Annotated in this window: 22 protein-coding genes; 14 read left to right on the forward strand and 8 right to left on the reverse strand. The window is 73.6% G+C overall.

The genetic code is table 11. The annotated features are described in order from the left end of the window. Positions 1-102: 102 nt before the first annotated feature. On the reverse strand, positions 103-858 hold the full coding sequence (locus tag IE251_RS07775) for a TIGR03089 family protein (RefSeq protein WP_189752134.1): 756 nt from the start codon (positions 856-858) through the stop codon (positions 103-105). A 129-nt stretch (positions 859-987) separates the two neighbouring features. Between IE251_RS07775 and IE251_RS07780 the strand changes: the two genes are divergently transcribed. Next, entirely contained in the window at positions 988-2,367 is a 1,380-nt protein-coding gene (locus IE251_RS07780; protein WP_373301975.1) for a peptidoglycan recognition protein family protein, read from the forward strand. 146 nt (positions 2,368-2,513) lie between these two features. Then, positions 2,514-3,596: a mannose-1-phosphate guanylyltransferase gene (gene manB, locus IE251_RS07785; RefSeq protein ID WP_189752136.1), complete on the forward strand. Its 1,083-nt coding sequence runs from the start codon at positions 2,514-2,516 to the stop codon at positions 3,594-3,596. Between the two features lie 145 nt (positions 3,597-3,741). Here the strand turns inward: manB and IE251_RS07790 are convergent, their stop codons facing one another. From IE251_RS07790 to IE251_RS07805, 4 genes are all read right to left on the reverse strand, one after another. Then, positions 3,742-4,755, reverse strand: a complete 1,014-nt coding sequence (locus tag IE251_RS07790; RefSeq protein WP_189752137.1) for a DNA-3-methyladenine glycosylase family protein — start codon at positions 4,753-4,755, stop codon at positions 3,742-3,744. Between the two features lie 67 nt (positions 4,756-4,822). After that, positions 4,823-6,163, reverse strand: a complete 1,341-nt coding sequence (locus IE251_RS07795) for a coenzyme F420-0:L-glutamate ligase (RefSeq protein WP_189752138.1) — start codon at positions 6,161-6,163, stop codon at positions 4,823-4,825. Continuing rightward, positions 6,160-7,119: a 2-phospho-L-lactate transferase gene (cofD, locus tag IE251_RS07800; RefSeq protein WP_189752139.1), complete on the reverse strand. Its 960-nt coding sequence runs from the start codon at positions 7,117-7,119 to the stop codon at positions 6,160-6,162. Before cofD ends, IE251_RS07795 begins: the two co-directional genes overlap by 4 nt. 33 nt (positions 7,120-7,152) lie before the next feature. Next, positions 7,153-7,647, reverse strand: coding sequence for a cysteine dioxygenase (locus IE251_RS07805; RefSeq protein WP_189752140.1), 495 nt, complete (start codon positions 7,645-7,647; stop codon positions 7,153-7,155). A gap of 677 nt (positions 7,648-8,324) precedes the next feature. Between IE251_RS07805 and IE251_RS07810 the strand changes: the two genes are divergently transcribed. The 3 genes from IE251_RS07810 to IE251_RS07820 all read left to right on the forward strand — a co-directional run bounded on the left by IE251_RS07810 (position 8,325) and on the right by IE251_RS07820 (position 14,057). Beyond that, a complete protein-coding gene (locus IE251_RS07810) occupies positions 8,325-8,588 on the forward strand; it encodes a WhiB family transcriptional regulator (protein WP_003975777.1) in 264 nt (87 codons plus the stop codon). A 181-nt stretch (positions 8,589-8,769) separates the two neighbouring features. Beyond that, positions 8,770-12,585, forward strand: coding sequence for a glycosyltransferase (locus IE251_RS07815; protein ID WP_189752141.1), 3,816 nt, complete (start codon positions 8,770-8,772; stop codon positions 12,583-12,585). Then, a complete protein-coding gene (locus tag IE251_RS07820; RefSeq protein ID WP_189752142.1) occupies positions 12,582-14,057 on the forward strand; it encodes a DUF5719 family protein in 1,476 nt (491 codons plus the stop codon). The genes IE251_RS07815 and IE251_RS07820 overlap by 4 nt, the downstream gene beginning before the upstream one ends. A 50-nt stretch (positions 14,058-14,107) precedes the next feature. On the opposite strand, the gene IE251_RS07825 is transcribed toward IE251_RS07820, so the two are convergent. Then, a complete protein-coding gene (locus tag IE251_RS07825; protein ID WP_030787994.1) occupies positions 14,108-14,494 on the reverse strand; it encodes a metallopeptidase family protein in 387 nt (128 codons plus the stop codon). A 350-nt stretch (positions 14,495-14,844) separates the two neighbouring features. On the opposite strand from IE251_RS07825, the gene IE251_RS07830 reads away from it, so the two are divergent. The 6 genes from IE251_RS07830 (at position 14,845) to IE251_RS07855 (ending at position 20,729) form a co-directional block, all read left to right on the forward strand. Continuing rightward, a complete protein-coding gene (locus IE251_RS07830) occupies positions 14,845-15,270 on the forward strand; it encodes a DUF3499 domain-containing protein (protein WP_030615734.1) in 426 nt (141 codons plus the stop codon). Between the two features lie 105 nt (positions 15,271-15,375). Further along, a complete protein-coding gene (locus IE251_RS07835; protein ID WP_189752143.1) occupies positions 15,376-16,740 on the forward strand; it encodes a phosphomannomutase/phosphoglucomutase in 1,365 nt (454 codons plus the stop codon). A 74-nt stretch (positions 16,741-16,814) separates the two neighbouring features. After that, positions 16,815-16,985 (forward strand): Trm112 family protein, encoded by a 171-nt coding sequence (locus IE251_RS07840; protein WP_181798431.1) that lies wholly within the window; start codon positions 16,815-16,817, stop codon positions 16,983-16,985. Between the two features lie 118 nt (positions 16,986-17,103). Further along, on the forward strand, positions 17,104-18,231 hold the full coding sequence (locus IE251_RS07845; protein ID WP_189752144.1) for an SIS domain-containing protein: 1,128 nt from the start codon (positions 17,104-17,106) through the stop codon (positions 18,229-18,231). Between the two features lie 195 nt (positions 18,232-18,426). Beyond that, positions 18,427-19,578 carry a mannose-6-phosphate isomerase, class I gene (manA, locus tag IE251_RS07850; protein WP_189752145.1) on the forward strand — a complete coding sequence of 384 codons (1,152 nt, stop codon included), beginning with the start codon at positions 18,427-18,429 and terminating at the stop codon, positions 19,576-19,578. Between the two features lie 170 nt (positions 19,579-19,748). After that, entirely contained in the window at positions 19,749-20,729 is a 981-nt protein-coding gene (locus tag IE251_RS07855; protein ID WP_189752146.1) for a cation diffusion facilitator family transporter, read from the forward strand. Positions 20,730-20,750: 21 nt separating this feature from the next. Here IE251_RS07855 and lepB read toward each other — a convergent pair whose 3' ends face one another. After that, positions 20,751-21,431: a signal peptidase I gene (gene lepB, locus IE251_RS07860; protein WP_189752147.1), complete on the reverse strand. Its 681-nt coding sequence runs from the start codon at positions 21,429-21,431 to the stop codon at positions 20,751-20,753. Positions 21,432-21,910: 479 nt separating this feature from the next. Between lepB and ahcY the strand changes: the two genes are divergently transcribed. Beyond that, complete coding sequence (gene ahcY, locus IE251_RS07865; RefSeq protein WP_189752148.1) at positions 21,911-23,368, forward strand: adenosylhomocysteinase; 1,458 nt, start codon at positions 21,911-21,913, stop codon at positions 23,366-23,368. A 171-nt stretch (positions 23,369-23,539) separates the two neighbouring features. Continuing rightward, the gene (locus IE251_RS07870; RefSeq protein ID WP_189752149.1) at positions 23,540-24,154 is read left to right on the forward strand and encodes a hypothetical protein; all 615 of its coding nucleotides are present in this window, start codon (positions 23,540-23,542) and stop codon (positions 24,152-24,154) included. Between the two features lie 25 nt (positions 24,155-24,179). Here IE251_RS07870 and IE251_RS07875 read toward each other — a convergent pair whose 3' ends face one another. Continuing rightward, complete coding sequence (locus tag IE251_RS07875) at positions 24,180-25,196, reverse strand: RDD family protein (RefSeq protein WP_189752150.1); 1,017 nt, start codon at positions 25,194-25,196, stop codon at positions 24,180-24,182. Between the two features lie 143 nt (positions 25,197-25,339). Between IE251_RS07875 and IE251_RS07880 the strand changes: the two genes are divergently transcribed. After that, entirely contained in the window at positions 25,340-26,347 is a 1,008-nt protein-coding gene (locus tag IE251_RS07880; RefSeq protein ID WP_189752151.1) for a stage II sporulation protein M, read from the forward strand. Positions 26,348-26,760: the final 413 nt, after the last annotated feature.

The raw sequence follows: 26,760 nt of genomic DNA on the forward strand, positions 1-26,760 counted from the left end.
TTGCTGCTCCGATCGGGTGAGACGGAGGGTCCTCGGGGCGTGGGGGCGTGGGGGTACGGGGGCGCTGCGCGGCTCACGCCGTATGACGGCCGCCGTACGGGCTCAGCGGCGTACCGCGGTCACCCGTTCGCTCTCGACGCGCTTGGTGAGGGACTCCTCGTCCAGCCGGTCCAGGTGCCGGCACAGCACCACGGACCCGCCGACGGCCAGCGGCGAGAACAGTCCCGCGCTCAGCCCCTCCCAGGTGTCGTACGGCAGCCCGGACAGCAGCCGGGAACCGGGCCCGGTCAGCTCCAGCGAGGGCGCCTGGGCCCAGGCGTGCTCGACCACCTCCGCGCCGCTGAACTCCCGTCCGGCGACGACGAGCGCCGGCTCCCGCGGGTCCACCGGAGCGAACGGGACGAACCGGTCGCTCTGTCCCGGCACTTCCACGGCGTAGTCGAGGAACCCGGCCGGCGGCTGCGGGAACCGCCCGCCCAGGGGCCGCAGCGCCAGCGCCACCCGCTCCCCGGAGCAGGCCCGCGCGGCCTCCAGCGCGTCGGGACCGCTCACCACGAGGTCGGCCGCCGCCGGGTCCCCGGCGACGTCCGCGACCGCGCCCACCGAGGAGCAGGCCAGCAGCCACACCGCCGTCTGCCAGTGCGCGGGCAGCAGCAGCGCGACGCGGTCACCGGGTTCGGCGCCCAGGTCGCCCTGGAGGAGGTTGGCGGTCTTGGCCACCCAATTGGCGAAGGTGGCCACGGACAGTTCGACGCGTTCGCCCGTGGCGTCGTCGTAGAAGGTCACCAGCGGGCGGCCGGGGTCCGCGGCGAGCGCGGAAGTCAGCAGGTCGGCGGGGGTGCGATCGGTGGCGTTCACCCGGGACAGGGTACGCGCGGGCGGGCGTCGGCACGGGGGGAACGGGCCACCGGTTCGGCGGATCCCCGTCCGACGGTCCGTCAGTTGACCTATGGACAGATTTGTACGGTTATGCACAAAGTCGTGTGTATGCGTGGATTCCTTGCCTCCTCTTCCGGCGTCCTTCCGTTCACCCTCCGCTCGACCGGTGCCGCCTGCGCGGCGGTCCTCGCCCTCGCGCCGGCCCCGCCCGCGTTCGGGTCCGTGCCCGCGTCCGGGGCCGCGTCCATGCCCGCGTCCGGTTCCGGGGGCGCGGTTCCGGGCAGTACCCGGTCGCTGCCGCTCGTCCCGCTGTCCCGTGAAGGCGACCCCGGCGCGGCCCCCGAGCAGGGCCTGCGCCGCACCGGCCTCGGCCGCTTCGCGCTGCTCGGCGTGGTGTGGGACGACCCCGGCACCGGGCTGCGCGGCCGGGTGCGGGTGCGTACCCGCTCCGCCGCGACGGGGAAGTGGACCGGCTGGCAGGACGTCGAGGCGCACGCCGACCACGGCGCCGACCCGGGCACGGCGGAACGTTCCGCCCGCCGGGTGCGCGGGGCGACCGCACCGCTGTGGGTGGGCGCCTCGGACGGTGTGGAGGTACGGGTGCGGGCGGAGAAGACGGGCGGCCGGGGCGGACGGAGCGCGTTGCCGTCGGGGCTGCGCCTGGAACTGGTCGACCCCGGGCGGGACACGGGGCAGGCGCCGGCCGCGGGGGCGCCCGCCGGCGAGCCGCCGCGCACCGCGCCGGCCACGGAGGCCGCGATCGCCGCCTCGGGCGCCAACGCCGACGTCGCCGCCTACGGCACCACCGCGATCCCGGAACTCGACCGCCCGGCCACCGAGAAGGAACTGACGAGGCTTCAGGGCCCGTCACGGGGCAAGCCGTACATCGGTGCGCGCCCGAAGATCGTCACGCGCCGGGGCTGGGGCGCCGACGAGTCACTGCGCGAACGCGGGTTCGTCTACACGAAGAAGATCAAGGCGGCCTTTGTGCACCACACGGCCTCGGGCAACAAGTACACCTGCGCGCAGGCCCCTTCCGTCATCCGCGGCATCTACCGCTACCACGTCAAGAGCATGGGCTGGCGGGACATCGGCTACAACTTCCTCGTCGACAAGTGCGGAACGCTCTACGAGGGCCGGGCCGGGGGCGTGGCCAAGCCGGTGCTCGGCGCGCACACCCTCGGGTTCAACACCGACAGCATGGGCGTCGCCGTGATCGGCAGCCACGGCACGACGCAGCCGCCGGGCGCGGCGGTGACGGCCGTCGCCCGGCTCGCCGCGTGGAAGCTCGGCCTCCACGGGGCCGATCCGAGGGCGAAGACGTACCTCACGTCGGGTGGCGGCAACCTCTACCCCAAGGGAAAGAAGGTACGGCTGCACGTGATGTCCGGTCACCGGGACGGATACGCCACCGAGTGCCCCGGAAAGCGGCTCTACGCCAAGCTGGGCACGCTCCGCACCAGCGCGGCGCGCTACCAGGGGCGCTGAGGCCGGGCGGACGGGGGAAAGCGCGCGCCGATCGGGCGGACACCGCGCGGCCGGCCGAGGCGCCGTCCTCCGGTCTGCTTACACTGGCCGGCCGAAACGAGTGAGACCAGCAGCGCGGCCGGTCCGGCTGGAAGCGGAGACGACAGGTGACGGAAGCGATCCTTCTGGTCGGTGGCAAGGGCACCCGGCTGCGACCGCTCACGGTGCACACGCCCAAGCCGATGGTGCGGGCCGCCGGGGTGCCGTTCCTCACCCACCAGCTGGCGCGGGCCCGGGCGGCGGGCGTGGAACACATCGTCCTCGCGACCAGCTATCTGGCCGAGGTCTTCGAGCCGTACTTCGGCGACGGCTCCGCGCTCGGCCTGCACATCGAGTACGTCACGGAGAAGGAGCCCCTCGGCACGGGAGGCGCGATCCGCAACGTCGCCGACCGGCTGCGCTCCGGTCCCGACGACCCGGTCCTGGTCTTCAACGGCGACATCCTGACGGGGCTGGACATCAGGGCCCTGGTGAGCACCCACGAGACGACGGGCGCCGATGTCTCGCTGCACCTGACGAGGGTGGCGGACCCGCGCGCCTACGGGCTCGTGCCCACGGACGACACCGGGCGCGTGCTGGCCTTCCTGGAGAAGCCGCAGACCCCGGAGGAGATCGTCACCGACCAGATCAACGCGGGGGCGTACGTCTTCCGCCGCTCGGTCATCGACACCATCCCGGCGGACCGGCCAGTCTCCGTCGAACGCGAGACCTTCCCCGGCCTGCTGGCGGCCGGCGCCCATCTCCAGGGCATGGTCGACTCCACGTACTGGCTGGACCTCGGCACCCCGGCCGCCTTCGTACGCGGCTCGGCCGACCTGGTCCTCGGGCGCGCGCCCTCCCCGGCCGTGCCCGGCCGCTGCGGCGACCGTCTCGTGCTGCCCACGGCCACGGTGGCGCCGGACGCCAAGCTGACCGGCGGCACGGTGGTGGGCGAGGGCGCGTTCGTGGCCGAGGGGGCGCGGGTCTCCGGCTCCACCATCCTTCCCGGCGCCGTCATCGAGCCGGACGCCGTCGTCACCGACTCCCTCATCGGCACCGGGGCCCGGGTCGGCGAACGCTCCGTCCTCACCGGCACGGTCGTCGGCGACGGCGCGGTCGTGGGCGCCGACAACGAACTCCGCGAGGGCGTACGGGTGTGGTGCGACGCCCGCATCCCCGCGGGGGCGCTCCGCTTCTCTTCCGACCAGTAGCCCGGCCCAGGGCCGGTGTGGGGTACCGCCTGCCGCACGCGCCGTCCATGGGCGCAGCGGCACCCTGCCGGCGCCGGTAAGCGCCCCACCCCCAGCAGCAACCGTCACTTTCCGGAGCCGGCAAGCAACCCTCGGCACCCGCACCTCACAGCAAACCGATGTCCACCCAAGGCATCTTCGGCTTGCGTCTGGCCGGTATGTGGCCGCTCAGCAGGATCAGGCGGGCCGCCCGGTGCCGCTGCCCGGTGTACGGCTGGAGCAGGCGCAGCATCTCCGTGTCGTCGGCGTCGCGGTCGCCCGCCAGCGCCCACCCCACGATCCCGGGCAGATGCAGATCCCCGACGGTCACCTCGTCCGCCGCCCCATGGCTGCGCTGCACGACTTCCGCCGACGTCCACGGCCCCACGCCCGGTACGACCTCCAGCCGCGCCCGGGCCTGGTCCGGCGGCATTCCCACCGCCTGCTCCAGCCGCGCGGCGACCCGTACGGCCCGCAGGATCGTGGACGCCCGTTTGTCGTCCACGCCCGCCCGGTGCCACTCCCAGGAGGGAATCAGTGCCCAGGTCCGCGGCGCGGGCATCACGGACATCGGCCGTTCGCCCAGCCCCGCGGGTCCCGGCGCCGGCTCCCCGAACCGCCGTACCAGCAGCCGCCACGCCCGGTACGCCTCGTCGGTGGTGACCTTCTGTTCCAGCACGGACGGGATCAACGACTCCAGCATCAGCCCGGTCCGGGTCAGCCGGAGCCCAGGCCGCCGGTGCCGGGCCAGCGCCACCACCCGGTGCCGGGGCACGAACGCCCCGGGATCGTCGGCGGCGCCGAGCAGCTCCGGCAACTGCTCCAGCAGCCACTCGGCGCCGGGCCCCCACGCCTCGCCGAGCACCTCACCGCCGTACGCGCGCACGCGCAACGTGCCCGGTCCGGCGGGCGTACGGCAGGCCCGCCACACGGACCCGTCCGCAGTGGCCCGGAACGTCGGGTCGGCGGGCCCGCGCCGCAGCGGTCCGAGGGTCAGCCCGAGGTCCAGCGGACCGTCCGGCACCCACCGGCGGATCCGCGCGGGCGCCGTCTGCCGGGGTATCCCGGTCGCCCCGGGCACGGCGGCATGCCCGCCGCGCACGGTCGTACGCGTGGGCCGCTGGGGAAAGCGTCCTGCCACGGGGGAGTCCTAGAGGGCCGGTCGGGATGTTCCGGAGGTGCCGGTTCCGTTTTACGAGGGTAGGCGCTCAGCGCACCTCCACGAACGCCTCCGCGTCCCGCTCCGGCCGGGGCCGGGGATCCTCGGCGGGCCGGCCGACCGCGACCGCGCCCATCGGGTCCCAGTCCGCCGGCAGTCCGAGCACCTCGCGCACCACGTCCGGGCAGAACATCGTGGACGACACCCACGCCGAGCCCAGCCGCTCCCCGGCCAGCGCGACCAGCAGGTTCTGCACGCCCGCGCCCATCGCGACCACGAACATCTCCCGCTCCGCGCCGTCGCGCCGGGGGTCGCCGTAGGTGTGCGAGCCGTCCATGACGAGGCAGGGCACGATCAGATACGGCGCCTGGCGCAGGACGTCACCGCGCCGGATCCGCTTCGCGATGGACTCCTCGCTCTTGCCGTCCCGGCGCAGATCGGCGATCCAGGCGTCCCGCATCGCGTCCAGCAGCCGTACCCGCGACTCCTCCGACTCCAGCAGCACGAACCGCCAGGGCGTGGTGTGGTGCGGGGCGGGCGCGGTGACCGCCGCGGCCACCGCGCGCCGTACGGCGCCCGGGTCCACGGGGGCGTCGGTGAAGGCCCGCACGGTGCGCCGCTGGGTGACGGCCTCCCGGATCGCCTCCGAGGTGCCGAGCCGGAACATGTCGTCCTGCGCCCGGCGCACCAGCGCCCGCGCGCCCTCGTCCGTGCCGTCGGCGGTACCGGGGTCAACGACGTGGGGCAGCCCGCGCACGACGGCCACCGGACGGCCCTCGGCCTTGCCCTTGACCAGGTCGCCGGCGGCGGCCAGCTCGTCCGCCGTGGCGACGACGGTGGCGCTCAGCGGGTTGCCGTACGCGTCCGTGCCCCCGCGCAGATCGTCCAGCACGCGCACCCCGGCGGCACCGATCGCCACGTCCGTGAGCCCCGAGCGCCAAGGTCGCCCGAAAGTGTCGGTGATGATCACCCCGACGTTGACGCCGAGGGTCTCGCGCAGACCGGCCCGGATGGCGCGCGCGGAGGCGTCCGGGTCCTCGGGCAGCAACAGCACGGTCCCGGCGGGGGTGTTGGAGGCGTCGACCCCGGCGGCGGCCATCACCAGGCCCTGCCGGTTCTCCACGATGCGCAGCGTGCCGCGCCGGGCCACCACCCGGACCGTCTCGGCGTCGATCGCCGCCTCCCGGTCATCGGCCCGCATCACCCGGCCCTCCGCCTTGGAGACGATCTTGGAGGTCACGATCACCACGTCGCCGTCGGCCAGGCCGGGCTCGGCCGAGGCGATCAGCTTGGCGATGTCGTCGTCCGGCCGCACCTCGGGGATGCCGGGCAGGGCCCAGACCCGGTACTCCGCCCGCTCGCCCGCCTCGGCGGACACCGTCGCGCTCACGCTCCCCGCACCTCCTCGGCCAGTGCCAGCGCCTCCCGGGCCATCCGCGCGGTGGCCTCCACGTCGGTCATCATCAGCGGCACGGCCCGGCAGCGGATGCCGTCCGCCTCGACCCGCTCGACCGCGCCCGCGTCCACGGAGTCGACCAGCCAGCCGTCGAGCAGTCCGGAGCCGTAGTGCTCGGCGACCGCGGCGGCCGTGGACTCCACGCCGACGGCGGCGAGCACCTTGTCGGCCATCCCGCGCACGGGCGCGTCCCCGACGATCGGGGAGAGGCCGACCACGGGCACGCCCGCGTCCGCGATGGCCTCGCGGATGCCGGGTACGGCGAGGATCGTGCCGATGGACACCACCGGGTTCGACGGCGGGAAGAGGATCACGTCCGCCTGGGCGATGGCGTCCAGGACGCCCGGGGCCGGCTTGGCCTGGTCGGCGCCGACCGGGACGATCGCCCGGGCCGGGACGGAGGCGCGCAGCTTCACCCAGTACTCCTGGAAGTGCACCGCCTTGCGCTCGCCGTCCAGCTCCACGGCCACGTGCGTCTCCACGCGGTCGTCGGTCATCGGGATCAGCTTCACGCCGGGCCGCCAGCGGTCGCACAGCGCCTCGGTGACCGCGCTGAGCGGATAGCCGGCGCCGAGCATCTGGGTCCGCACGATGTGCGTGGCGAAGTCCCGGTCGCCGAGCCCGAACCACTCCGGCCCGACGCCGTAGGCCGCCAGCTCGTCCTTGACGTGGAAGCTCTCGTCGGCCCGCCCCCAGCCCTGTTCCTCGTTGATGCCGCCGCCCAGCGTGTACATCACCGTGTCGAGGTCCGGGCAGACCTTCAGCCCGAAGAGGTGGATGTCGTCGCCGGTGTTGCCGATGACCGTGATGTCCGCGTCCGGCGCGGCCCGCTTCAGACCACGCAGGAAACGGGCACCGCCGATGCCGCCTGCCAGAACCACAATGCGCATGGGGACAGTGTGTCAGCCGGGTACGACAGTGCGTCAGGCAGTCACCGAGGGCGCCTCGCAGTGCGGGGAGGTGTGCATGGGCATCTCGGTCAGCCCGGGGTGGTACACGTGCAGGCTGACCGCCGGCTCCAGCGCGTCGTTCACGACCTCGTGGACGTACCCCGGCGCGAACACCCGCTGCGCGCCCGCCCCCAGCGCGCGCGTGCCGCGCACGGTGTGCTCCGTGAGCGTGCCCTCCACGACGGTGAGCACACCGGAGGAGGGCCCGTGGTCGTGCCGCCCGCTGCCCTGCCCGGGCAGCCAGGACAGCAGCCACACCTCGTAGCCGGGGCCGGTGCGCAGCCGGTGGTACCAGCGGGTGGTGGCGTCGAAGCGGACCAGGTGCGCCCACTGGTCCCGGTCGGCGGCGATCGAGCGGGCGAGCCCCGCGAACTCGGCGACGGTGGCCGGGTGCTCGCGCGGCGGCTGGAGCAGGTGCGGGACTTCGAGGATGTCGCCGGCGATCTGGAGGTCGTTGTCGCTGTTCATGGGGGTGCGGTGGTCCTCGGCGGAAAGAGTGGGGCCGGAGCTGGGTGACGCGTGCGGTCCGCCCGGGTCACGGGCGGGCGGGATGCCCCGGATGAGGGGGATCGAAGAAGGCGGAACGCGACCGAGCCGGGATGGACTCGGGGACAGCCGGAGCGGGCTTGGCTCAACAGCTGGGACAGCAGCAACAGCTACAGCGCGCGCGGGCGGCACCGAGGGACCCGGCGGTGCGGGTCGAAGTGGGTGCCAAGTACGCGAGCATGCCCACTAGGACAGCGGTTCACACGGGCAGTGTCAACTCGCTGCCCGGTATGTGGGACATGTTTCACCTCTTCCGGTTTATTTCGCAGGCGAAAGGTTTGCTCATCGGGGTCCCGGGACACATGGGGCACATCCGAGCGCGCGAGCCTCACGGAACGGGATCGAACACGGAGGCGTCTTTCCCCGTACAGAGGATCTGTACGGGGTTCGGCCGTCCCCGCGGGTCCGCCTGCGTGTCAAGGTTTATGCCGATTTGAACACTTTCCGCACGGCCTTGGTTCCGCAGAGTGAATAACGGGCCCAATAGCAGATCTCGGCTTGACTCGCCCGGAGCAGCACACTTGTAATTTCACTCGTGTCGTTCAGCCGGAATCGGTAACGGCCACGCACGGGGACGCGAAGACAGACGAGGGGCGCACATGACCGAGCTGGTGCAGCAACTGCTGGTCGACGACGCGGACGAGGAACTCGGCTGGCAGGAGCGCGCACTCTGCGCCCAGACCGACCCCGAGTCCTTCTTCCCCGAGAAGGGCGGCTCCACCAGAGAGGCCAAGAAGGTCTGCCTCGCCTGCGAGGTCCGCTCCGAGTGCCTCGAATACGCCCTCGCCAACGACGAGCGCTTCGGCATCTGGGGCGGCCTGTCCGAGCGTGAACGCCGCCGGCTGAAGAAGGCCGCCGTGTGACCATACGCGCGACCGCGAAGAGTACGAACGGCCCGTCAGCCGTGGGTTGTCCACAGGCGGCGGGCCGTCGTCATGCCCAGCCGATAGTGTGGACGCTCGTCCGAGACGCCCCGCTGTCCCCTCGATCCGCGAGAAGACACAGGCGTCCACCGCAGTCCATCGAACCGGGGCCCGTACCTCGATGTCCGTGCACAGCCATGCGGCCGCCCAACACCGCGCCGCCACCGCCGGGTTCGACCCGTCCAGCCCGGCCGGGACCTTCCCGTCCCGCTCGGCCGGGGCTGATCCGTCCAGCCCGGCGGTGCTTGACCCGACCCACCCGCCCGAGTTCCCGCGCCACGTGGTGACCGCGGTCCTCGTCGCCCACGACGGCGCCCGCTGGCTGCCCGACGCGCTCGCCGGGCTGCTCGGCCAGGAGCGCCCCGTCCAGCACGCGGTCGCCGCCGACACCGGGAGCGCGGACGACTCCGCCCGGCTGCTCACCGACGCCCTCGGCGAGGCCAACGTCCTGCACCTCGCCCGCCGCACCGGCTTCGGCCAGGCCGTGGAGGAGGCCCAGCGCACCGCGCCCCTCCTCACCCCCGACGACCTGCCGTACCTCAAGCGCCCCAGCGGCTGGGACCCGGCCACCCGCACCTGGCGCGACGACGCCTACGCCCTGCCCGAACTGCCGCACGGCGAACCCGTCCAGTGGCTGTGGCTGCTGCACGACGACTGCGCCCCCGAACCCGACGCCCTCGCCCGGATGCTGAGGGTCGTCGACAACGAACTCGAACTCGGCCGCGACGACGTCGCCATCGTCGGCCCCAAGCTGCGCGGCTGGTACGACCGCCGCCAACTGCTGGAGGTAGGCGTCTCCATCGCCAACTCCGGCCGCCGCTGGACCGGTCTGGACCGCCGTGAACAGGACCAGGGACAGCACGACCACGTCCGCACCGTGCTGTCCGTGTCCACCGCCGGCATGCTCGTGCGCCGCGACGTCTTCGAACAGCTCGGCGGCTTCGACCGGCTGCTGCCCCTCATGCGCGACGACGTCGACCTGTGCTGGCGCGCCCACACCGCCGGCCACCGCGTACTGATCGCCCCCGACGCCGTCGTCCGGCACGCCGAGGCCGCCTCCCGCGAGCGCCGCACCGTCGACTGCGCCGGCCGCACCACCGCCTCCCCGCACAAGGTCGACAAGGCCGGCGCCGTCTACACCCTGCTCGTCAACACCCGTACGGCCGCGCTGCCCTGGGTGCTGCTCCGGCTCGTCCTCGGCACCGTCCTGCGCACCCTCGCCTACCTCGTCGGCAAGGTCCCCGGCCAGGCCCTCGACGAGATCCGCGGCCTGCTGAGCACCCTGCTGCGGCCCGAGCGGATCATCGCCGCCCGGCGCCGCCGCGGCCCCTCCCGCATCGACAAGGCGGAACTGCGCGCCCTCTTCCCGCCGCCCGGCGCCACCATCCGGGCCACCGTGGAGCAGATCGCCGGCAACCTCACCGGCGGCTCCGACACCGACGCCTCCGCGGCCGGCCGGCACGGCGGCGCCGTGGAGTCCGGGCCCGGCGGTGACGACGCCGACTTCCTGGAGGTCGAGCAGTTCGCCCGGCTCAAGCGGATCGCCCGCAGGCCCGCCCCCGTCCTCTTCCTCGCCCTGCTGCTCATCTCCCTCGCCGCCTGCCGCGCCCTGCTCGGCGGCGGCGCCCTCGCCGGCGGCGCCCTGCTGCCCGCCCCGGCCGGCGCCACCGACCTGTGGTCGCGCTACCTGGACGCCTGGCACCCGACGGGCACCGGCGGCACCCCCTCCGCACCGCCCTACCTGGCCCTCGTCGCCACCCTCGCCTCGCTCCTGTTCGGCTCCACCGGCCTCGCCGTCACCGTCCTGCTGATCTGCTCGGTGCCGCTCGCCGGATGCACCGCCTACCTCGCCTCCCGGCGGCTGGTCACCTCCCGGCTGCTGCGCGCCTGGGCCGCCATCGCCTACGCCTTCCTGCCCGCCACCACCGGCGCGCTGGCCGGCGGACGCGTCGGCACCGCCGTCCTCGCCGTGCTGCTGCCGCTCATCGCGCGCGCGGGCATCGCCGCGAGCGGCCTGGCGGGCCGCGCCGGCACCCGCGGCAGCTGGCGCGCCACCTGGGCGTACGCGCTGCTGCTGACCATCGCCACCGCCTTCACCCCGATCGTGTGGCCCCTCGCGCTGCTGCTCGGCCTCGGCGTCCTGGTACTGCGCCGCCGCGACCTCCTCGGCTACGGACCGCGCTTCCTCGCCCAGCTCGGCACCCCGCTGCTGGTCCTCGCCCCCTGGTCGCTGACCCTGTTCCCGACCGGCTTCTTCCAGGAGGCCGGCCTGGCCTACGGCCCCTCGGCCGCCTCCGCCCTCGACCTGCTCGGCGCCGCCCCCGGCGGCCCCGGCACCGTCAACGGCCTGATGCTCATCGGCGTCGTGCTGGCCGCGCTCGCCGCCCTGCTGCGCTCCGAACGGCAGCTCGGCATCCGCACCGCCTGGGCCGTCGCCCTGGCCGGACTCGTCTTCGCGGTCCTGTCCAACAGGTCCGCGTGGGCCGGACCGGCCACCCTCGTCTACGGCATCGCCCTGCTGGCCGCCGCCGCCCTCGGCGCCGACGGCGCACGCGCGCGCGTGGCCGAGCAGAGCTTCGGCTGGCGCCAGCCCGTCGCCGCCCTGATCGCCTTCGCCTCGGCCGCCGGCCCGCTCCTCGTCGCCGCCGGCTGGATGATCCGCGGCGCCGACGGCCCGCTGGAGCGCCGCGACCCGGCCCAGGTCCCCGCGTTCGTCGCCGAGGACTCCGCCGGCGGCGCCCAGGCCCGCACCCTGGTCCTGGACAGCGACTCCACCACGCGCGTGCGCTACAGCCTGGTCCGCGGCTCCGGCGCCCGCATGGGAGACGCCGAACTCACCGCCGCCGACGGCACGGACACCCGCCTGGACCAGACCGTCGCCCACCTGGTGGCCGGCTCCGGCGCCGACCAGACCGCCGAACTCGGCGGCTTCGCCGTGCGCTACGTCCTCGTCCACAAGGGCGCCCCCCGCGAGATCACCCGCGTCCTGGACGCCACCCCCGGCCTGACCCGGCTCAGCCAGCAGAACGGCGGCGCCCTGTGGCGCGTCGACCAGGACGTCTCCCGCGCGGCCATCGTGCCCGCCGGCGGCTCCGGAACGCCCCGGCCGGTCGCCGCCGGTCCGGTGGAGATCCACACCACGGTCCCCGCCGGCACCGACGGCCGCGTCCTGCGCCTGGCCGACAGCGCCGACGCCGGCTGGACGGCCACCCTCGACGGCAAACCGCTCACCCGCACCACGGTCGACGGCTGGGCCCAGGGCTTCCGGCTCCCCGCCCAGGGCGGCAGGCTCGACGTCACCTACGACACGCCGCTCGCCCACACCGCCTGGCTCTGGGCGCAGGGCCTGCTCGCCGTCGTCCTGGTCGTCCTCGCCCTGCCCGGCCGCCGCCGCGACGTCGACGACGACCTGCCCGAGGAGCAGCCGCTGCCCGCCCAGGCCACCGCCGGCGAGGGCCGCCGCGCCCGCCGCCTGCGCGCCCAGGCCGAGGAACCGCCCGCCGAGGACCCACCCGGCACACCCCCGCCCCCGGCCGCCGCCCCCGAGGCCCAGCCGTACGAGGCCCACGACCCGGCCGCGTACGCGACCACCGGGTACACCGGCTACGACACCGACCAGTACCAGGCGCCGGCCGGGTACGAGCAGCGGCCGTACCCGCAGTCCGACCCCTACCAGACGGCCCCCTACGACCCGTACGGCTACGGCGGCACCGACGACCAGCCGCCCTACGACCCGACGGCCTACCGGCACCAGGGCTACGAGGCGGCGTACGACCCCAGCGCGCAGGGGTACGACCCCGCCCCGCAGGACTACAACCCCGCCTCGCAGGGCTACGACCCGGCCTCGCAGGGCTACGACCCCGCCCCGCGGGGTTACGACCCGGCCCAGCAGCCCCCCGGCACCGGCAGCCAGCGTCCCGACGGGAGCCAGCAGTGAACCGCACCACCCTGTCCCTGTTCGCCGGCACGGCCGCGCTGGCCGCCGTCACCGCGTTCGCCGCCGTCGACTCGCCGTCCGCGTCCGGCGCCGCCCCCGAGGCCGCCGCCCGGCAGCCCGTGGAGCGCACCAGCCTGGTCTGCCCGGCACCCAGCACCTCGGACCTCGCCGAGACGACGTACACCTCGTTCACCCCCGTCACCAAGGGCGCCGCGAGCGGCGGCCGGGCCCGGCTCCAGGCGGCCGGCGAGAAGGACGCCAAGGCAGGCAAGGACAAGAAGGCCGGGCAGCCGGTGCTCACGCCGAAGGCACCGGGCACACCGGCCACCGGCGACACCTCCGGCGGGGACACGCCCGCGCTCGTCGGCACCGCGGACGGCTCCTTCGCGCCCGGCTGGACCGTCCAGGAGACCACCGAGGTCGCCGCCGGCACCGGCCGCGGCCTCCTCGGCGTCAACTGCGCCGGCGCGGACACCGACTTCTGGTTTCCGGGCGCGAGCACGGCCGCCGGACGCACCGACTACGTCCATCTGACCAACCCCGACGACTCCGCCGCCGTGGCCGACATCGAGCTGTACGGCAAGGACGGCGCGATCAAGGCCCCGCTGGGCGAGAACCTCACCATCGAACCGGGGGCGAGCGAGGCGTTCCTGCTCCCCACGCTCACCGAGGAACGGCAGACCGACCTCACCGTGCACGTCAGCGTGCGCGGCGGCCGGGTCGGCGCGGCCGTGCAGGCCCTGGACGACAAGGCGGGCGGCGACTGGCTGGCCCCCGCCACCGACCCGGCCGGCAGCCTGGTCCTGCCCGGCATCCCGAAGGACGCCACCGACGTCCGCCTGACCGTCTTCGCCCCCGGCGACGACGACGCCGACCTGAAGATCCGCCTGGCCTCGCCCGACGGCCTGATCACCCCGGCCGGGAACGAGACCGTCCACGTCAAGTCCGGCATGACGACGACGGTCGGCCTCGGCGACGTCACCCGGGGCGAGCCCGGCTCCCTGGTGCTCACCCCGACCGACCAGGCGGTCCCGGTCGTCGCGGCGCTCCAGGTGGTGCGGGGCAAGGGGGACAAGCGGGAGACGGCGTTCATCCCGGCCACCGCCGCCGTCGGCGCGCGCGCGACCTCGGCCGGCAACACCGCCAAGGGCACGACGCTCGCGCTGACGGCGCCCGAGGGCGCGGCCGCGGTCAAGGTCACCGCCTCGGCGGGCAGCGAGGGCGGCACCCCGGCGACCAAGACGTACACGATCAAGTCCGGCACCACGCAGGACGTCGACGCCCCCGTCCCGGCGGGCCTGAAGGGCACCTACGCCCTCACCGTCGAACCCGTCTCCGGCGGCCCCGTCTACGCCTCCCGCACCCTCACCACCGCCGGCACCCCCGCCTTCACCGTCCAGACCCTCCCCAGCGACCACGGCCTGGTGTCGGTACCGCGGACGCGGGAGGACCTGTCGATATTGCAGAAGTAGCGCTAGCGGAAGCGGCGGCGGCTCGGGCGGGCGCGGGGGCGCCCGCGCCGCTAGTCCTCCCCGTACCGGGGATCCACCGTCTCCGGCGTCAGTCCCAGCAGCTCCGCCACCTGCTCCACGACCACCTCGTGCACCAGCGCGGCCCGCTCGTCCCGCCCCTTCGTCCGGATCTCCACCGGCCGCCGGTACACGACGACCCGGGCCCGTCGCCCGTCCCGCGCCGGCACGACACCGCCGAGCGGCACGGCCTCGTCGTCCCACACCGGCCCGTCGCCCCGCCCGTCCAGCCGGGGCACCTCCAGCACCAGGAAATCGATGTCGGCCAGCTGCGGCCACCGCCGCTCCAGACGGTCCACGGAGTCCTGCACCAGATCCGCGAACACCTCGGCACGGCTGGCGGCCAACGGCACCTGCGGCGGCGCGATCGGTCCCCGCATGCCCCGTCCGTGACGATCACGGCGACGGGGCCCGGGGCCGCTGGCACGGGGCGGTACACGGTTGTCCATCACCGGTGAAGCGTAGTCCCCGCACCCTCCGCCCGTCCGGCTCCACGCGGCAACCGGCCCCCGCCCGCCCTGTCGCGGGATGACCATTCAGGCCAACGTCTGGCTCGTTTCCGTAACTTTCCGAGACCACCGAACTCAAGGCAATTGATGGCGTTTGTGCCGACTCCTGACCGCACGCGCCTCCTCCGTACCCCCGGCGCAAGCCCGTCCACGCAGGTCAGCGGGGTCCCCTCGAAGGGGTGTGTGGGGCGTTTCACAGCCCGACACGGTGGAGTGACCTGGTGGAGAGTCGTCGCGGCCCGCTCAAGAGTGCGGTACCGTCCAACATCGTGAGCCCTGTACGTCGCTGTTCGCGCACCGCCTGCGGCCGACCCGCCGTCGCGACGCTGACGTACGTCTACGCCGACTCGACCGCGGTCCTCGGCCCGCTCGCCACCTACGCCGAACCGCACTGCTACGACCTGTGCGCCGAGCACTCCGAGCGCCTCACCGCCCCGCGCGGCTGGGAGGTCGTACGACTCCTCGACGGCTCCGCGCCCGCGCGGCCCAGCGGGGACGACCTGGAAGCGCTGGCCAACGCCGTGCGCGAGGCGGCCCGCCCCCAGGAGCGCGCGGCCGAGGCCGGCGGCGGCGGATCCCGTGCCGCGGACCCCATGGAGGTCGCCCGCCGCGGCCACCTGAGGGTCCTGCGCTCCCCGGACAACTGACCACGCCGGGCGACGTCCGGCGGACCTCCGCCCGGTGTCCGCACACCGCTCCCCGCCGCCCGACGGGTAGTTTTGGGCACCCACAGCACTTTCAGGAGGATGGCCGTGACTGCTGATCTGTCACAGATCGTCAAGGCGTACGACGTACGCGGAGTGGTCCCGGACCAGTGGGACGAGGCACTGGCCAGGCTCTTCGGCGCCGCCTTCGCGGACGTGACAGCGGCGGCGGCCATCGTCGTCGGCCACGACATGCGCCCCTCCTCCCCGAGCCTGTCCCGCGCCTTCGCGCACGGCGCGGCGGACCGCGGCGTGGACGTCGTGGAGATCGGCCTGTGCTCCACCGACCAGCTGTACTACGCCTCGGGCGCGCTGAACCTCCCGGGCGCGATGTTCACGGCCTCCCACAACCCGGCCCGGTACAACGGCATCAAGATGTGCCGCGCGGGCGCCGCCCCCGTCGGCCAGGACACCGGGCTCACCGAGATCCGGGAACTGGTCGAGCGCCGGCTCGCCGAGGGCGCCCCGGCACCCGCGGCCCGGCCGGGAACGCTGTCCACGAGCGAGACGCTGGAGGACTACGCGGCGCACCTGCGCTCCCTGGTCGACCTCTCCGCCATCCGCCCCCTGAAGGTCGTGGTCGACGCCGGCAACGGCATGGGCGGCCACACGGTCCCCTCCGTCTTCGCGGGTCTGCCCCTGACCCTCGTCCCGATGTACTTCGAGCTGGACGGCACCTTCCCGAACCACGAGGCCAACCCGCTCGACCCGGCCAACCTCGTGGACCTGCAGAAGCGGGTCCCGGCGGAGGGCGCCGACCTCGGCATCGCCTTCGACGGCGACGCCGACCGCTGCTTCGTCGTGGACGAGAACGGCGACCCCGTCTCCCCGTCGGCGATCACCGCGCTGGTCGCCGCGCGCGAGCTGGCCCGCAACGGCGGCAGGGGCACCGTCATCCACAACCTGATCACCTCCCGCACGGTCCCCGAGGTCGTGCGGCAGAACGGCGGCACCCCGGTGCGCACCCGGGTCGGCCACTCCTTCATCAAGGCCGAGATGGCCCGCACCGGCGCCATCTTCGGCGGCGAGCACTCGGCGCACTACTACTTCAAGGACTTCTGGAACGCCGACACCGGCATGCTGGCCGCCCTGCACGTCCTCGCGGCGCTCGGCGGCCAGGACGGCCCGCTGTCCGCCCTGGTCGCGCAGTACGACCGCTACCGCGGCTCCGGCGAGATCAACTCCACGGTCGCCGACCAGCCCGGCCGCCTCGCCGCGGTCCGCGCCGCGTACCAGGGCCGCGCCGACGTCACCCTCGACGACCTCGACGGCCTCACCGTCGCCGCCGCCGACTGGTGGTTCAACGTCCGCCCGTCCAACACCGAGCCGCTGCTCCGGCTGAACGCCGAGGCGAAGGACGAGGCGACGCTGACCAAGATCCGCGACGAGGCCCTGGCGATCATCAGGGGCTGAGCGGCCCGCCCCATCGGCGGTACGCTGACCAGGCAAATCCACAGACACCCATCCGCCCCCCGAAGGGACACCCCATGGCGCTCGAAGCCGGCCTCCTGGAGATCCTCGCCTGCCCGGCCTGCCACGCCCCCCTGAAGGAGCAGGACACCGAGCTGATCTGCACCGGCCCGGACTGCGGTCTCGCCTACCCGGTCCGCGACGGCATCCCGGTGCTGCTGGTCGACGAGGCCCGCCGCCCCGCCTGAGCCCGCCCGTCACCGTGGGCGAGAGGGCCGGCGCCGCCCGGTCCGGCCGCCGCCCCGCGTGACCAGGCCCGTCCCCTCGTAGCATCCCAGGATCCCCGGCGACCGGAGGCTGCCGCCCATGCTGGACGAAACGCTGCTCGACACCCCGGAGGGCCTCGCCGAGGCCGACCACCGAGGTCTGCTGCGCGGGGCGGCGGAGGCCGGCGCCCGCGTCCGCACCGCCGCCCGGAACGCCGCCGAGGCCGGCATCGGCAGCCTCAAGCCCGACGGCCGCCCCCGCGCGGTCCTCATCGCGGGCCCCGGTGCCGCCGCCACCCACACCGCCGACCTCCTCGGCACACTGGCCGGCCCGGGCAGCCCCGTCGTCCGGCTCGCCCCCACCGGTGTCGCCCCGGCCGCGGGCGCCCTGCGCTGGGAACTGCCGGGCTGGGCCGGCTCCGTGGACCTGCTGCTGATCGCCACCCCGGACGGCACCGAACCCAGCCTGTCCCTCCTCGCCGAGCAGGCCTACCGCCGCGGCTGCTCCGTCGTCGGCGTGGCCCCGCCCGGCACCCCGCTCGCCGAGGCGGTCGCCGGGGCGCACGGCCTGTTCGTACCGATGGCGACGGCCCCGTACGACCAGGAGGAACCGCTCGCCGCCTCCTCTCCCGGGGTGCTCTGGGCGCTGCTGACCCCCCTGCTCGCGCTCCTGGACCGGATCGGCCTGCTCGACGCCCCGCCGGAGGCCCTGGAGAAGGTCGCCGACCGCCTGGACCACATCGCGGAGCGCTGCGGGCCCGCCATCGCGACCTACAGCAACCCGGCCAAGACCCTCGCCGCGGAGCTGGCCGACGCGCTGCCCGTGGTGTGGACGGAGGGCACCTCGGCCGGTCCGGCGGGCCGCCGGTTCGCCGCCGCCCTCGCCGAACTCGCCGGCCGCCCGGCCCTGGTCGCCGAGCTGCCCGAGGCGCTCGCCGCGCACAGCGCCCTGCTGGCCGGGCCGCTCGCCGCCAGCGCCGACCCGGACGACTTCTTCCGGGACCGCGTGGAGGAGCCGCCCGCGCTGCACGCGCGCGTGGTGCTGCTGCGCGACCGCCCGATCAGCGGCCTCACCGCCGCCCCGGCCGCCCGCGACGTGGCCCTCGGCCACGACACGCCGGTCAGCGAACTCGAACCCGAGGAGGGCGGCGAACTGGAGACCCTCGCGGAACTGATCGCCGTCACGGATTTCGCCGCCGTTTACCTGGCGCTCGCTTCGGGAGCCTGATCTGACCCCTGGCCCACCGCCCCGCCCGTCGCGGGTCCCGGCCGCCGCGCCGTCGCGGTAGTCCCGTCGGCGGGGCCGGGGCACCTGGCGCCGGCATGGGCAGAACCGGCGCGGGCACGGGCAGACCCCGTCGGCGCCGGGAACGGAAGCGGCAGCGCCGACCGAGCAGCGCACGTACGGAGACAGAGAAGACACATGGACCGCCTCGACAACACCATCCGCCCCTACGCCTGGGGTTCGCCCACCGCCATCCCGCAGCTCCTGGGGATCGAGCCGACCGGCGAACCCCAGGCGGAGATGTGGATGGGCGCACACCCCGGAGCCCCGTCGCGCACCCCCCGTGGCACCCTCGCCGAGGTCGTCGAGGCCGACCCGGAGCGGGAACTGGGCGCCCGCGCGGTCGCCAGGTTCGGCCCCAGGCTGCCGTTCCTGCTCAAGCTGCTCGCGGCCGGCGCGCCCCTGTCCCTCCAGGTGCACCCGGACCTGGAGCAGGCCAGGGCGGGGTACGCCGACGAGGAGCGGCGGGGCGTCCCGGTCGACGCCCCGCACCGCAACTACAAGGACGCCAACCACAAGCCCGAACTGATCTGCGCCCTCACCGAATTCGACGGCCTGTGCGGATTCCGCGACCCCGTCCAGGCCGCCGGCCTGCTCGACGGGCTCGGCGTCGACTCCCTCAAGCCGTACGTCGACCTGCTGCACGCCCACCCCGAGGACGCGGCCCTGCGCGAGGTCCTCACCGCCATCCTCACCGCCGACCCGGAGGAGATGGCCCACACGGTCGCCGAGGCCACCGCCGCCTGCACCCGCCTCGGCGGCGCCTACGCCCCCTACGCCGACATCGCCCACCACTACCCCGGCGACCCCGGTGTGATCGCGGCCATGCTCCTCAACCACGTCCGGCTGCAGCCGGGCGAGGCCCTGTACCTCGGCGCCGGCATCCCGCACGCCTACCTCGACGGCCTCGGCGTGGAGATCATGGCCAACTCCGACAACGTCCTGCGCTGCGGCCTCACCCCGAAGCACGTCGATGTCCCCGAACTGCTGCGGATCGTCCGCTTCGAACCGAGCGACCCGGGCGTGCTGCGCCCGGAGGCATCCCCGGAGGGCGAAGAGGTCTACGAGACGCCGACCGACGAGTTCCGGCTCTCCCGCTACGTCCTGCCCGAGGGCGGCACCGCCCGCGACCTCACCCGCGACACCCCGCAGATCCTGCTCTGCACGGCCGGCGCCGTCCGGGCGGGCGAGCACGAACTGGGCCCCGGCCAGTCGGTCTTCGTCCCGGCCGGCGAACAGGCGGAGATCTCCGGCGCGGGCACCATTTTCCGCGCCACCGTGGTCGTCTGACCAGGGCTGTGGACAAGCGGTCGATCATATGACCGGGCCTGTGGATACCTGACGCGCCGGTGCCCGGCCGGGCTGTAAGAATGGCCCACCGGCAAAGGCCGGGCAAAACCGGGCACCCGTCCGGACGGAACAGTACGAGGCCGGCACAGGCGAAGGGACAACGCGGACACATGAGCGCGTCAGGCGGTACCAAGGCGATCGTGGCGGCACTCGGCGCCAATCTCGCGATCGCGGCATCGAAGTTCGTGGCGTTCGCGTTCAGCGGCTCCTCCTCGATGCTCGCCGAGGGCGTGCACTCGCTCGCCGACTCCGGCAACCAGGCCCTGCTGCTCGTCGGCGGCAGGAAGGCACAGCGCGAGGCCACCCCGCAGCACCCCTTCGGCTACGGCCGCGAGCGGTACATCTACGCCTTCCTGGTCTCGATCGTGCTGTTCTCCATCGGCGGCATGTTCGCCATCTACGAGGGCTACGAGAAGATCCGCCACCCGCACGACCTGGAGCACTGGTACTGGCCGGTCGGCGTCCTCGTCTTCGCGATCATCGCCGAGGGCTTCTCCTTCCGCACGGCCATCAAGGAGTCCAACGAACTGCGCGGCAAGCTCTCCTGGAAGGAGTTCATCCGCCGCGCCAAGGCACCCGAGCTGCCGGTCGTCCTGCTGGAGGACTTCGGCGCGCTCATCGGTCTGGTCCTCGCCCTCGGCGGCGTCGGCCTCTCCCTGCTCACCGGCGACGGCGTCTGGGACGGCATCGGCACCCTCTGCATCGGCATCCTGCTCGTCCTGATCGCCCTGGTCCTGGCCGTCGAGACCAAGTCGCTGCTGCTCGGCGAGGCCGCGGGCGTCGAGGACGTCAAGAAGATCGAGGCCGCGATCGTCGACGGCGACATGGTCACCCGTGTCATCCACATGCGCACGCTGCACCTCGGCCCCGAGGAGCTGCTGATCGCCGCGAAGATCGCCGTCCAGCACGACGACACGGCCGCCGAGATCGCGGCCGCCATAGACGCCGCCGAGGCCCGCGTCCGCGCCGCCGTCCCGATCGCCCGCGTCATCTACCTCGAACCGGACATCTACAGCGAGGTGGAGGCCGCCAAGGGCCCGGACCCGAGCGCCACCCCGGGCGGCCCGAACCCCCACGCCGCCGGCCACTGACGCCCGGTACGGCGGCCGGCCTCAGCGGTGCCGCACCGGCCAGGGCGCCGGCGGCACCACCGGCGCCCTGCGCCGCCGTACCACCAGGAAGCCGATCCCCAGCCCGCCTCCGGTGAGCACCAGCGCCCCACCGGCCAGCAGGGCCGTGCCCAGCAGCGCCGGGCCCGTACGGCCGTCCGTCACCCGCCCCCGCACGGCGTCCAAGGGGACGGTCCCGCCGTGGTCCGACGCGAAGAAACGGGAGTCCCGCGCGTCGGACCGGCGGTCGCCCAGCAGGAAGAGCCGGCCCTCGGGCACCTTCACGTCGTACGACCGGTTCACACCATCGGCATCGCCCTCGTACACATAGGGCTCCCTGACCGGCCTGCCGTTCACGGTGATCCGCGCCTCGGCGCCGACGGTCGTGCAGCACGCCACACGGTCGCCGCCCACGCCGATCACCCGCTGCATGACGACACCGCCGGTCCCGTAGCGCCCCGGCATCGAGAGCATCACGACATCACCGCGCCGCACCCCGCTCCCGTCCATCCACTCCCAGACGATCCGGTCACCCCGGTGGTACGCCGGCTCCATGCTCGCGCTCGTGAGGGTGCCCGAGCCGTACGCGCCACGCCCGTACAGCCAGGCACCGCCGGCCAGCGCCACGCCCAGCACCCCCACCACGAGCGCCGCGATCCCCAGTCCCCGCCCTCTGCCCGCCATGTCCCGCCCTCCCCGCGCGGCCCGTCCGCGGCGCGGAGCATATCGGCCGCCCGTGAACGGCCTGTGCGCCGGACCGAGCGGGACGCCCCCCGGGCGGGCCGGCCGAAAGCGGCCCGCTCCCGACGGCGCTCAAGTCCCGCTTCATGCCGTTCTGTCCATGCCCGCTCCATGGTTTCCGCACCACCCCAGGCACCCCCACGGCCCCCGGAAACCCGCCGAGGACGACCTGGGGAAGACGCCAGGAATCCGAAGGCGGACTGGGACGACCGGGTCCTCCGGTGTAGCTTGGGACGGAGCCAGACGTCGCTGCTGATGGCGGTCGGGCGGCCCACGCGGGCCGACCGAGGGAGAGAGGGCCTCCGACGGACTGCGCTGCGCGTACGTGGGCATGCCTGTGTCCTCTTCCCGGGCACCCCTGTGTCCGCCGCCGCGCAGACCAGCCGTACCCACCTCGACCCAACCCCGAGGAGCAGCTCGTAATGACGACTGTCGAGAACCGACAGGACTTCAAGGTCGCCGATCTGTCGCTGGCCGAGTTCGGCCGCAAGGAGATCACCCTCGCCGAGCACGAGATGCCCGGCCTGATGGCGATCCGCAAGGAGTACGCCGAGGCGCAGCCGCTGGCCGGTGCGCGGATCACGGGTTCGCTGCACATGACGGTGCAGACGGCCGTGCTGATCGAGACCCTGGTGGCCCTGGGCGCGCAGGTGCGCTGGGCCTCGTGCAACATCTTCTCCACGCAGGACCACGCGGCCGCGGCGATCGCCGTGGGTCCGGACGGCACTCCGGACAACCCGCGCGGTGTGCCGGTGTTCGCCTGGAAGGGCGAGACCCTGGAGGAGTACTGGTGGTGCACGGAGCAGGCGCTGACCTGGCCGGACAGCCCCACCGGCGGCCCGAACATGATCCTGGACGACGGCGGCGACGCCACCCTGCTGGTGCACAAGGGGGTGGAGTACGAGAAGGCCGGTGAGGTCCCGGCGCTGGAGACGGCCGAGTCCGACGAGCACCGCGTGATCCTCCAGCTGCTGCACCGCACGCTGGGGGAGAACCCGCAGAAGTGGACCCAGCTCGCCTCGGAGATCCGCGGTGTCACCGAGGAGACCACCACGGGCGTGCACCGCCTGTACGAGATGCAGCGCGACGGCTCGCTGCTCTTCCCGGCGATCAACGTCAACGACGCCGTGACGAAGTCGAAGTTCGACAACAAGTACGGCTGCCGGCACTCCCTGGTGGACGGCATCAACCGTGCCACGGACGTGCTGATCGGCGGCAAGACGGCCGTGGTGTGCGGTTACGGCGACGTGGGCAAGGGCTGCGCGGAGTCCCTGCGTGGTCAGGGCGCCCGGGTGATCGTCACGGAGATCGACCCGATCTGCGCGCTGCAGGCGGCGATGGACGGCTACCAGGTGACCACGCTGGACGAGGTCGTCGAGACGGCCGACATCTTCATCACCACGACCGGCAACAAGGACATCATCATGGCCTCGGACATGGCCAGGATGAAGCACCAGGCGATCGTGGGGAACATCGGCCACTTCGACAACGAGATCGACATGGCCGGTCTCGCCAAGGTGTCCGGCATCGTCAAGGACGAGGTCAAGCCGCAGGTTCACACCTGGACCTTCCCCGACGGCAAGAAGATCATCGTGCTGTCCGAGGGCCGCCTGCTCAACCTGGGCAACGCCACCGGTCACCCCTCGTTCGTGATGTCCAACTCCTTCGCGGACCAGACCCTGGCCCAGATCGAGCTGTTCACCAAGCCCGACGCCTACCCGATCGGCGTCTACACCCTGCCCAAGCACCTCGACGAGAAGGTCGCCCGCCTCCATCTCGACGCCCTCGGCGTCAAGCTCACCAAGCTGCGCCCGGAGCAGGCGGCGTACATCGGTGTGGACGTCGACGGCCCGTACAAGCCGGATCACTACCGCTACTGAGCCGGTGATCCCGTAGCCCGACCGCCGGGGGAGTGCGACGGCGCGCCGACGCACCCCTCCCGGCAGCAGGCTCTTCGAGGCAGGCCCCCGCACCCCCGTGCCGGGGGCCTGCCCCTTTGGCCCCGACCCGTGGCTTCCGGCCGGACCAGCCCGTCAAGACCCAGGACCCCCATGCCCCGCGGCCGTTATTCGCTCCACGATCCGCACGATCACACCCCCCTCGCAGAAGAGCACTTCCAGTGCGCCCCCGGCCCGTCCGGCTGGCGCTATGTCTCCCGGCTGACCGGCCCCGCCGGCGAACACCGGGGCTCGGTCGACCTCGCCCTGGACGACCTCGGCCGCCCCCTCCGCCTCGAACTGCACGCGGGTGACTGGCAGGTGCGCGGCGCCGCCCTCGACGGCGTCACCTGGGTCCGCACCGACCCCACCGGCCTCCATGCCACCGAAGGCAATGTGCGCGCCCACGCCTTCACCGGCACGTCCCCCGCGTTCCTCGTCGCCACCGCACGGCTCCTGCGCCTCACCCCCTCGTCCGCCGCGACCCGCGTACGCCTCGTGGCCTTCACCGACCCGGTCCTCGCCCCCCGCACCGTGGACCAGTCCTGGGCTCTGGTGAAAAGCGAAGCACACGCCACTGACAACGGCCCCCTGACCGTGGACGAATACCAGGTCACAGCCCTGGACACCGGCGAACAGCACGCCGTCCACATCGCCGGCGACGTCGTCCTGGCCGCGCCCGGCATCGAGCTGGAGGACCTTCAGTCACCGCCGTCGCGATTCGACTGACACCGGCACCCGGCCCCGCGAGGACCTATGAGGGCGGCACGAACCCGGTGGCCGGCCGACCGGCCGTCGGCTCGTCCCGCGGCGGCCGGCCGGCGGCGGGCGGAACGGGCGCGGACGACTCGGACGGGTACGCGCCGTCGGGCCGAAGCGTGGCCTGGGCCGGATACGAGTCCCCGTCCCGCGACAGCCGGTCCTGCCGCGAGAGTCCAGGCCGGTGGGAGACCGGCGTGCCGGGCTCTCCCGCCGGCGGTGCGAAGCCGCCGGCCGCGAGCCCGCCGCCACCGGCGGCCGGGCCCCCGTCGAACGCCTGCCGGGCCTCACGGGACTGCCGCTCGTGCACCACGGCCGCGAGAAACGCGGCCGGGGGCAGATCCGGCGGCACCGCGGCACCGGTACGCCCCGCGAGGTCGGCCGCCAGCCGCTGCGCCATGCCCGCCGACACCTGCGGATCGAGCTGTGGCATCCGGGTCAGGTACTGCCGGACGGCAAGCCACAGCCCGTCCGGCACCGCGGACAGATCCAGCCCGGCGAACCGGCCCACGAGCCACGGAGGCGGAGGCGGCACGAAACCCGTCCGCCCGGCGGGCACCCGCTCCCGGACCACCAGAGTGCCCGCGAACACATCGCCCAGCCGCCGTCCCCGCGCCGAGACCAGCGAGGCGATACAGGCCACCACGCCGAACGTCATCAGGATCTCGACGACCCCGATCGCGCCCCGCACCAGAGCGTGCCGGAACCGGATCGGCCCACCGTCGTCCCGTACCACCCGCAGCCCGAACGCCAGCTTCCCCAGCGAACGCCCGTGGCTGAGCGTCTCCACGGCTATCGGCCCGCCGACCAGCACCAGCAGGAACGCCGCGACCGACAGCGCCATCTGCGCGGCCTCGTCCAGCGACGCCGTCGACGCCACCAGCACCATGACCACGACGAGGTACGCGACCATCGCCACCACCAGGTCGAGCAACACGGCGAGCGCCCTGCTCGGCAGCTTCGCGGGCCGCAGTTCGAGCGCCACCGCCTCGCCGGTCACCAGCTCACTCACGCCCGCCGTCCTTCCCTGGTCTGCCCCCTGAACCGCCAGTCTGCCAAGCTGAGGGCACATCGCGCCGCAGTACGACAAGCTGACCGCAAGCATGAGCATCCACGACGAGCAGTGGACGACCAGCCGAGGAGCAGGCAGACCCGATGGACCTGGACGTCTTCTCTTCCGTACACCGAGCCGAATGGGACCGGCTGGACGCACTGCTGCGCCGCCGGCGCCGGCTCACCGGCGCCGAGGCAGACGAGCTCGTCACTCTCTACCAGCGCACCGCCACCCACCTCTCCCTCATCCAGTCCAGCGCGCCCGACCCGCACCTGACCGGACGGCTGAGCCAGCTCGTGGCACGCGCGCGCAGCGCCGTCGCCGGCACCCGCCGCGCCTCGTGGCGGGACGTCACGCACTTCCTGGGCCGGGGCTTCCCGGCCGCCGTCTACCGCGCGCGCCACTGGTGGGTGCCCACGGCGCTCGTGTCCACCGCCGTCGCCATCCTGCTGGGCTGGTGGATCGGCACCCATCCCGAGGTGCAGTCGTCCATCGCGGCACCCAGCCAGCTGCGGGAGCTGACCCGCCCGGGCGGCGAGTACGAGACCTACTACTCCAGCCATCCCGCGGCCGCCTTCGCCGCCCAGGTATGGACGAACAACGCCCAGGCAGCGGCGATGTGCCTGGTCCTGGGCGTCTTCCTGGGCCTGCCCGTCCTGTGGATCCTCTTCCAGAACATGCTGAACCTGGGCGTGGGCTTCGGCCTGATGTCCTCCGCGGGCCGCCTCGACACCTTCCTCGGCCTGGTCCTCCCGCACGGCCTGCTGGAACTGACCGCGGTCTTCGTCGCCGCGGGTACGGGGCTGCGCCTGGGCTGGACGCTGGTCGACCCCGGCCCGCGCACCCGGCGGGCCGCTCTGGCCGAGGAGGGGCGCGCGGCCATCGGCATGGCGATCGGCCTCGCCCTGGTCCTGCTCGTCTCCGGTGCCATCGAAGGCTTCGTCACCCCCTCCGGCCTGCCCACCTGGGCCCGCATAGCAATCGGCGTCGTGGCCGAGCTGGCATTTCTGGCCTACGTCTACGTCCTCGGCGGCCGTGCGACACGCGCCGGCGAGACGGGCGATCTCGGGGCGACGGAGCGCAGCGCCTCCGTGCCCATGGCCGCCTGACTCCGCCGGATGTGCACTCACCCCCTCTGAGCTGCTAGTCTCCTCTTCGCCCCGCAAGAGCCGTTGACACGGAGGGAGTGGGGAGGTAGATTCAATGAGTTGTCTGGAACTGGACATGTTGCCAGACAGTCGCTAGAATCTACTTGTTGCTTCTCAGGGAGTCGTGAACGGCGCCCGGGAGAGCATCCTCCGAATACTCAGAAATGAGCGGCCGGTCAGACCGGCCAAGAACTTCTGATAAAGTCGGAACCGCCGGAAAGGGAAACGCGAGAGCGGGAACCTGGAAAGCACCGAGGAAATCGGATCGAAAAAAGATCTGATAGAGTCGGAAACGCAAGACCGAAGGGAAGCGCCCGGAGGAAAGCCCGAGAGGGTGAGTACAAAGGAAGCGACCGTTCCTTGAGAACTCAACA

Source organism: Streptomyces eurythermus (genome assembly GCF_014649115.1).
Lineage (GTDB): Bacteria > Actinomycetota > Actinomycetes > Streptomycetales > Streptomycetaceae > Streptomyces > Streptomyces eurythermus.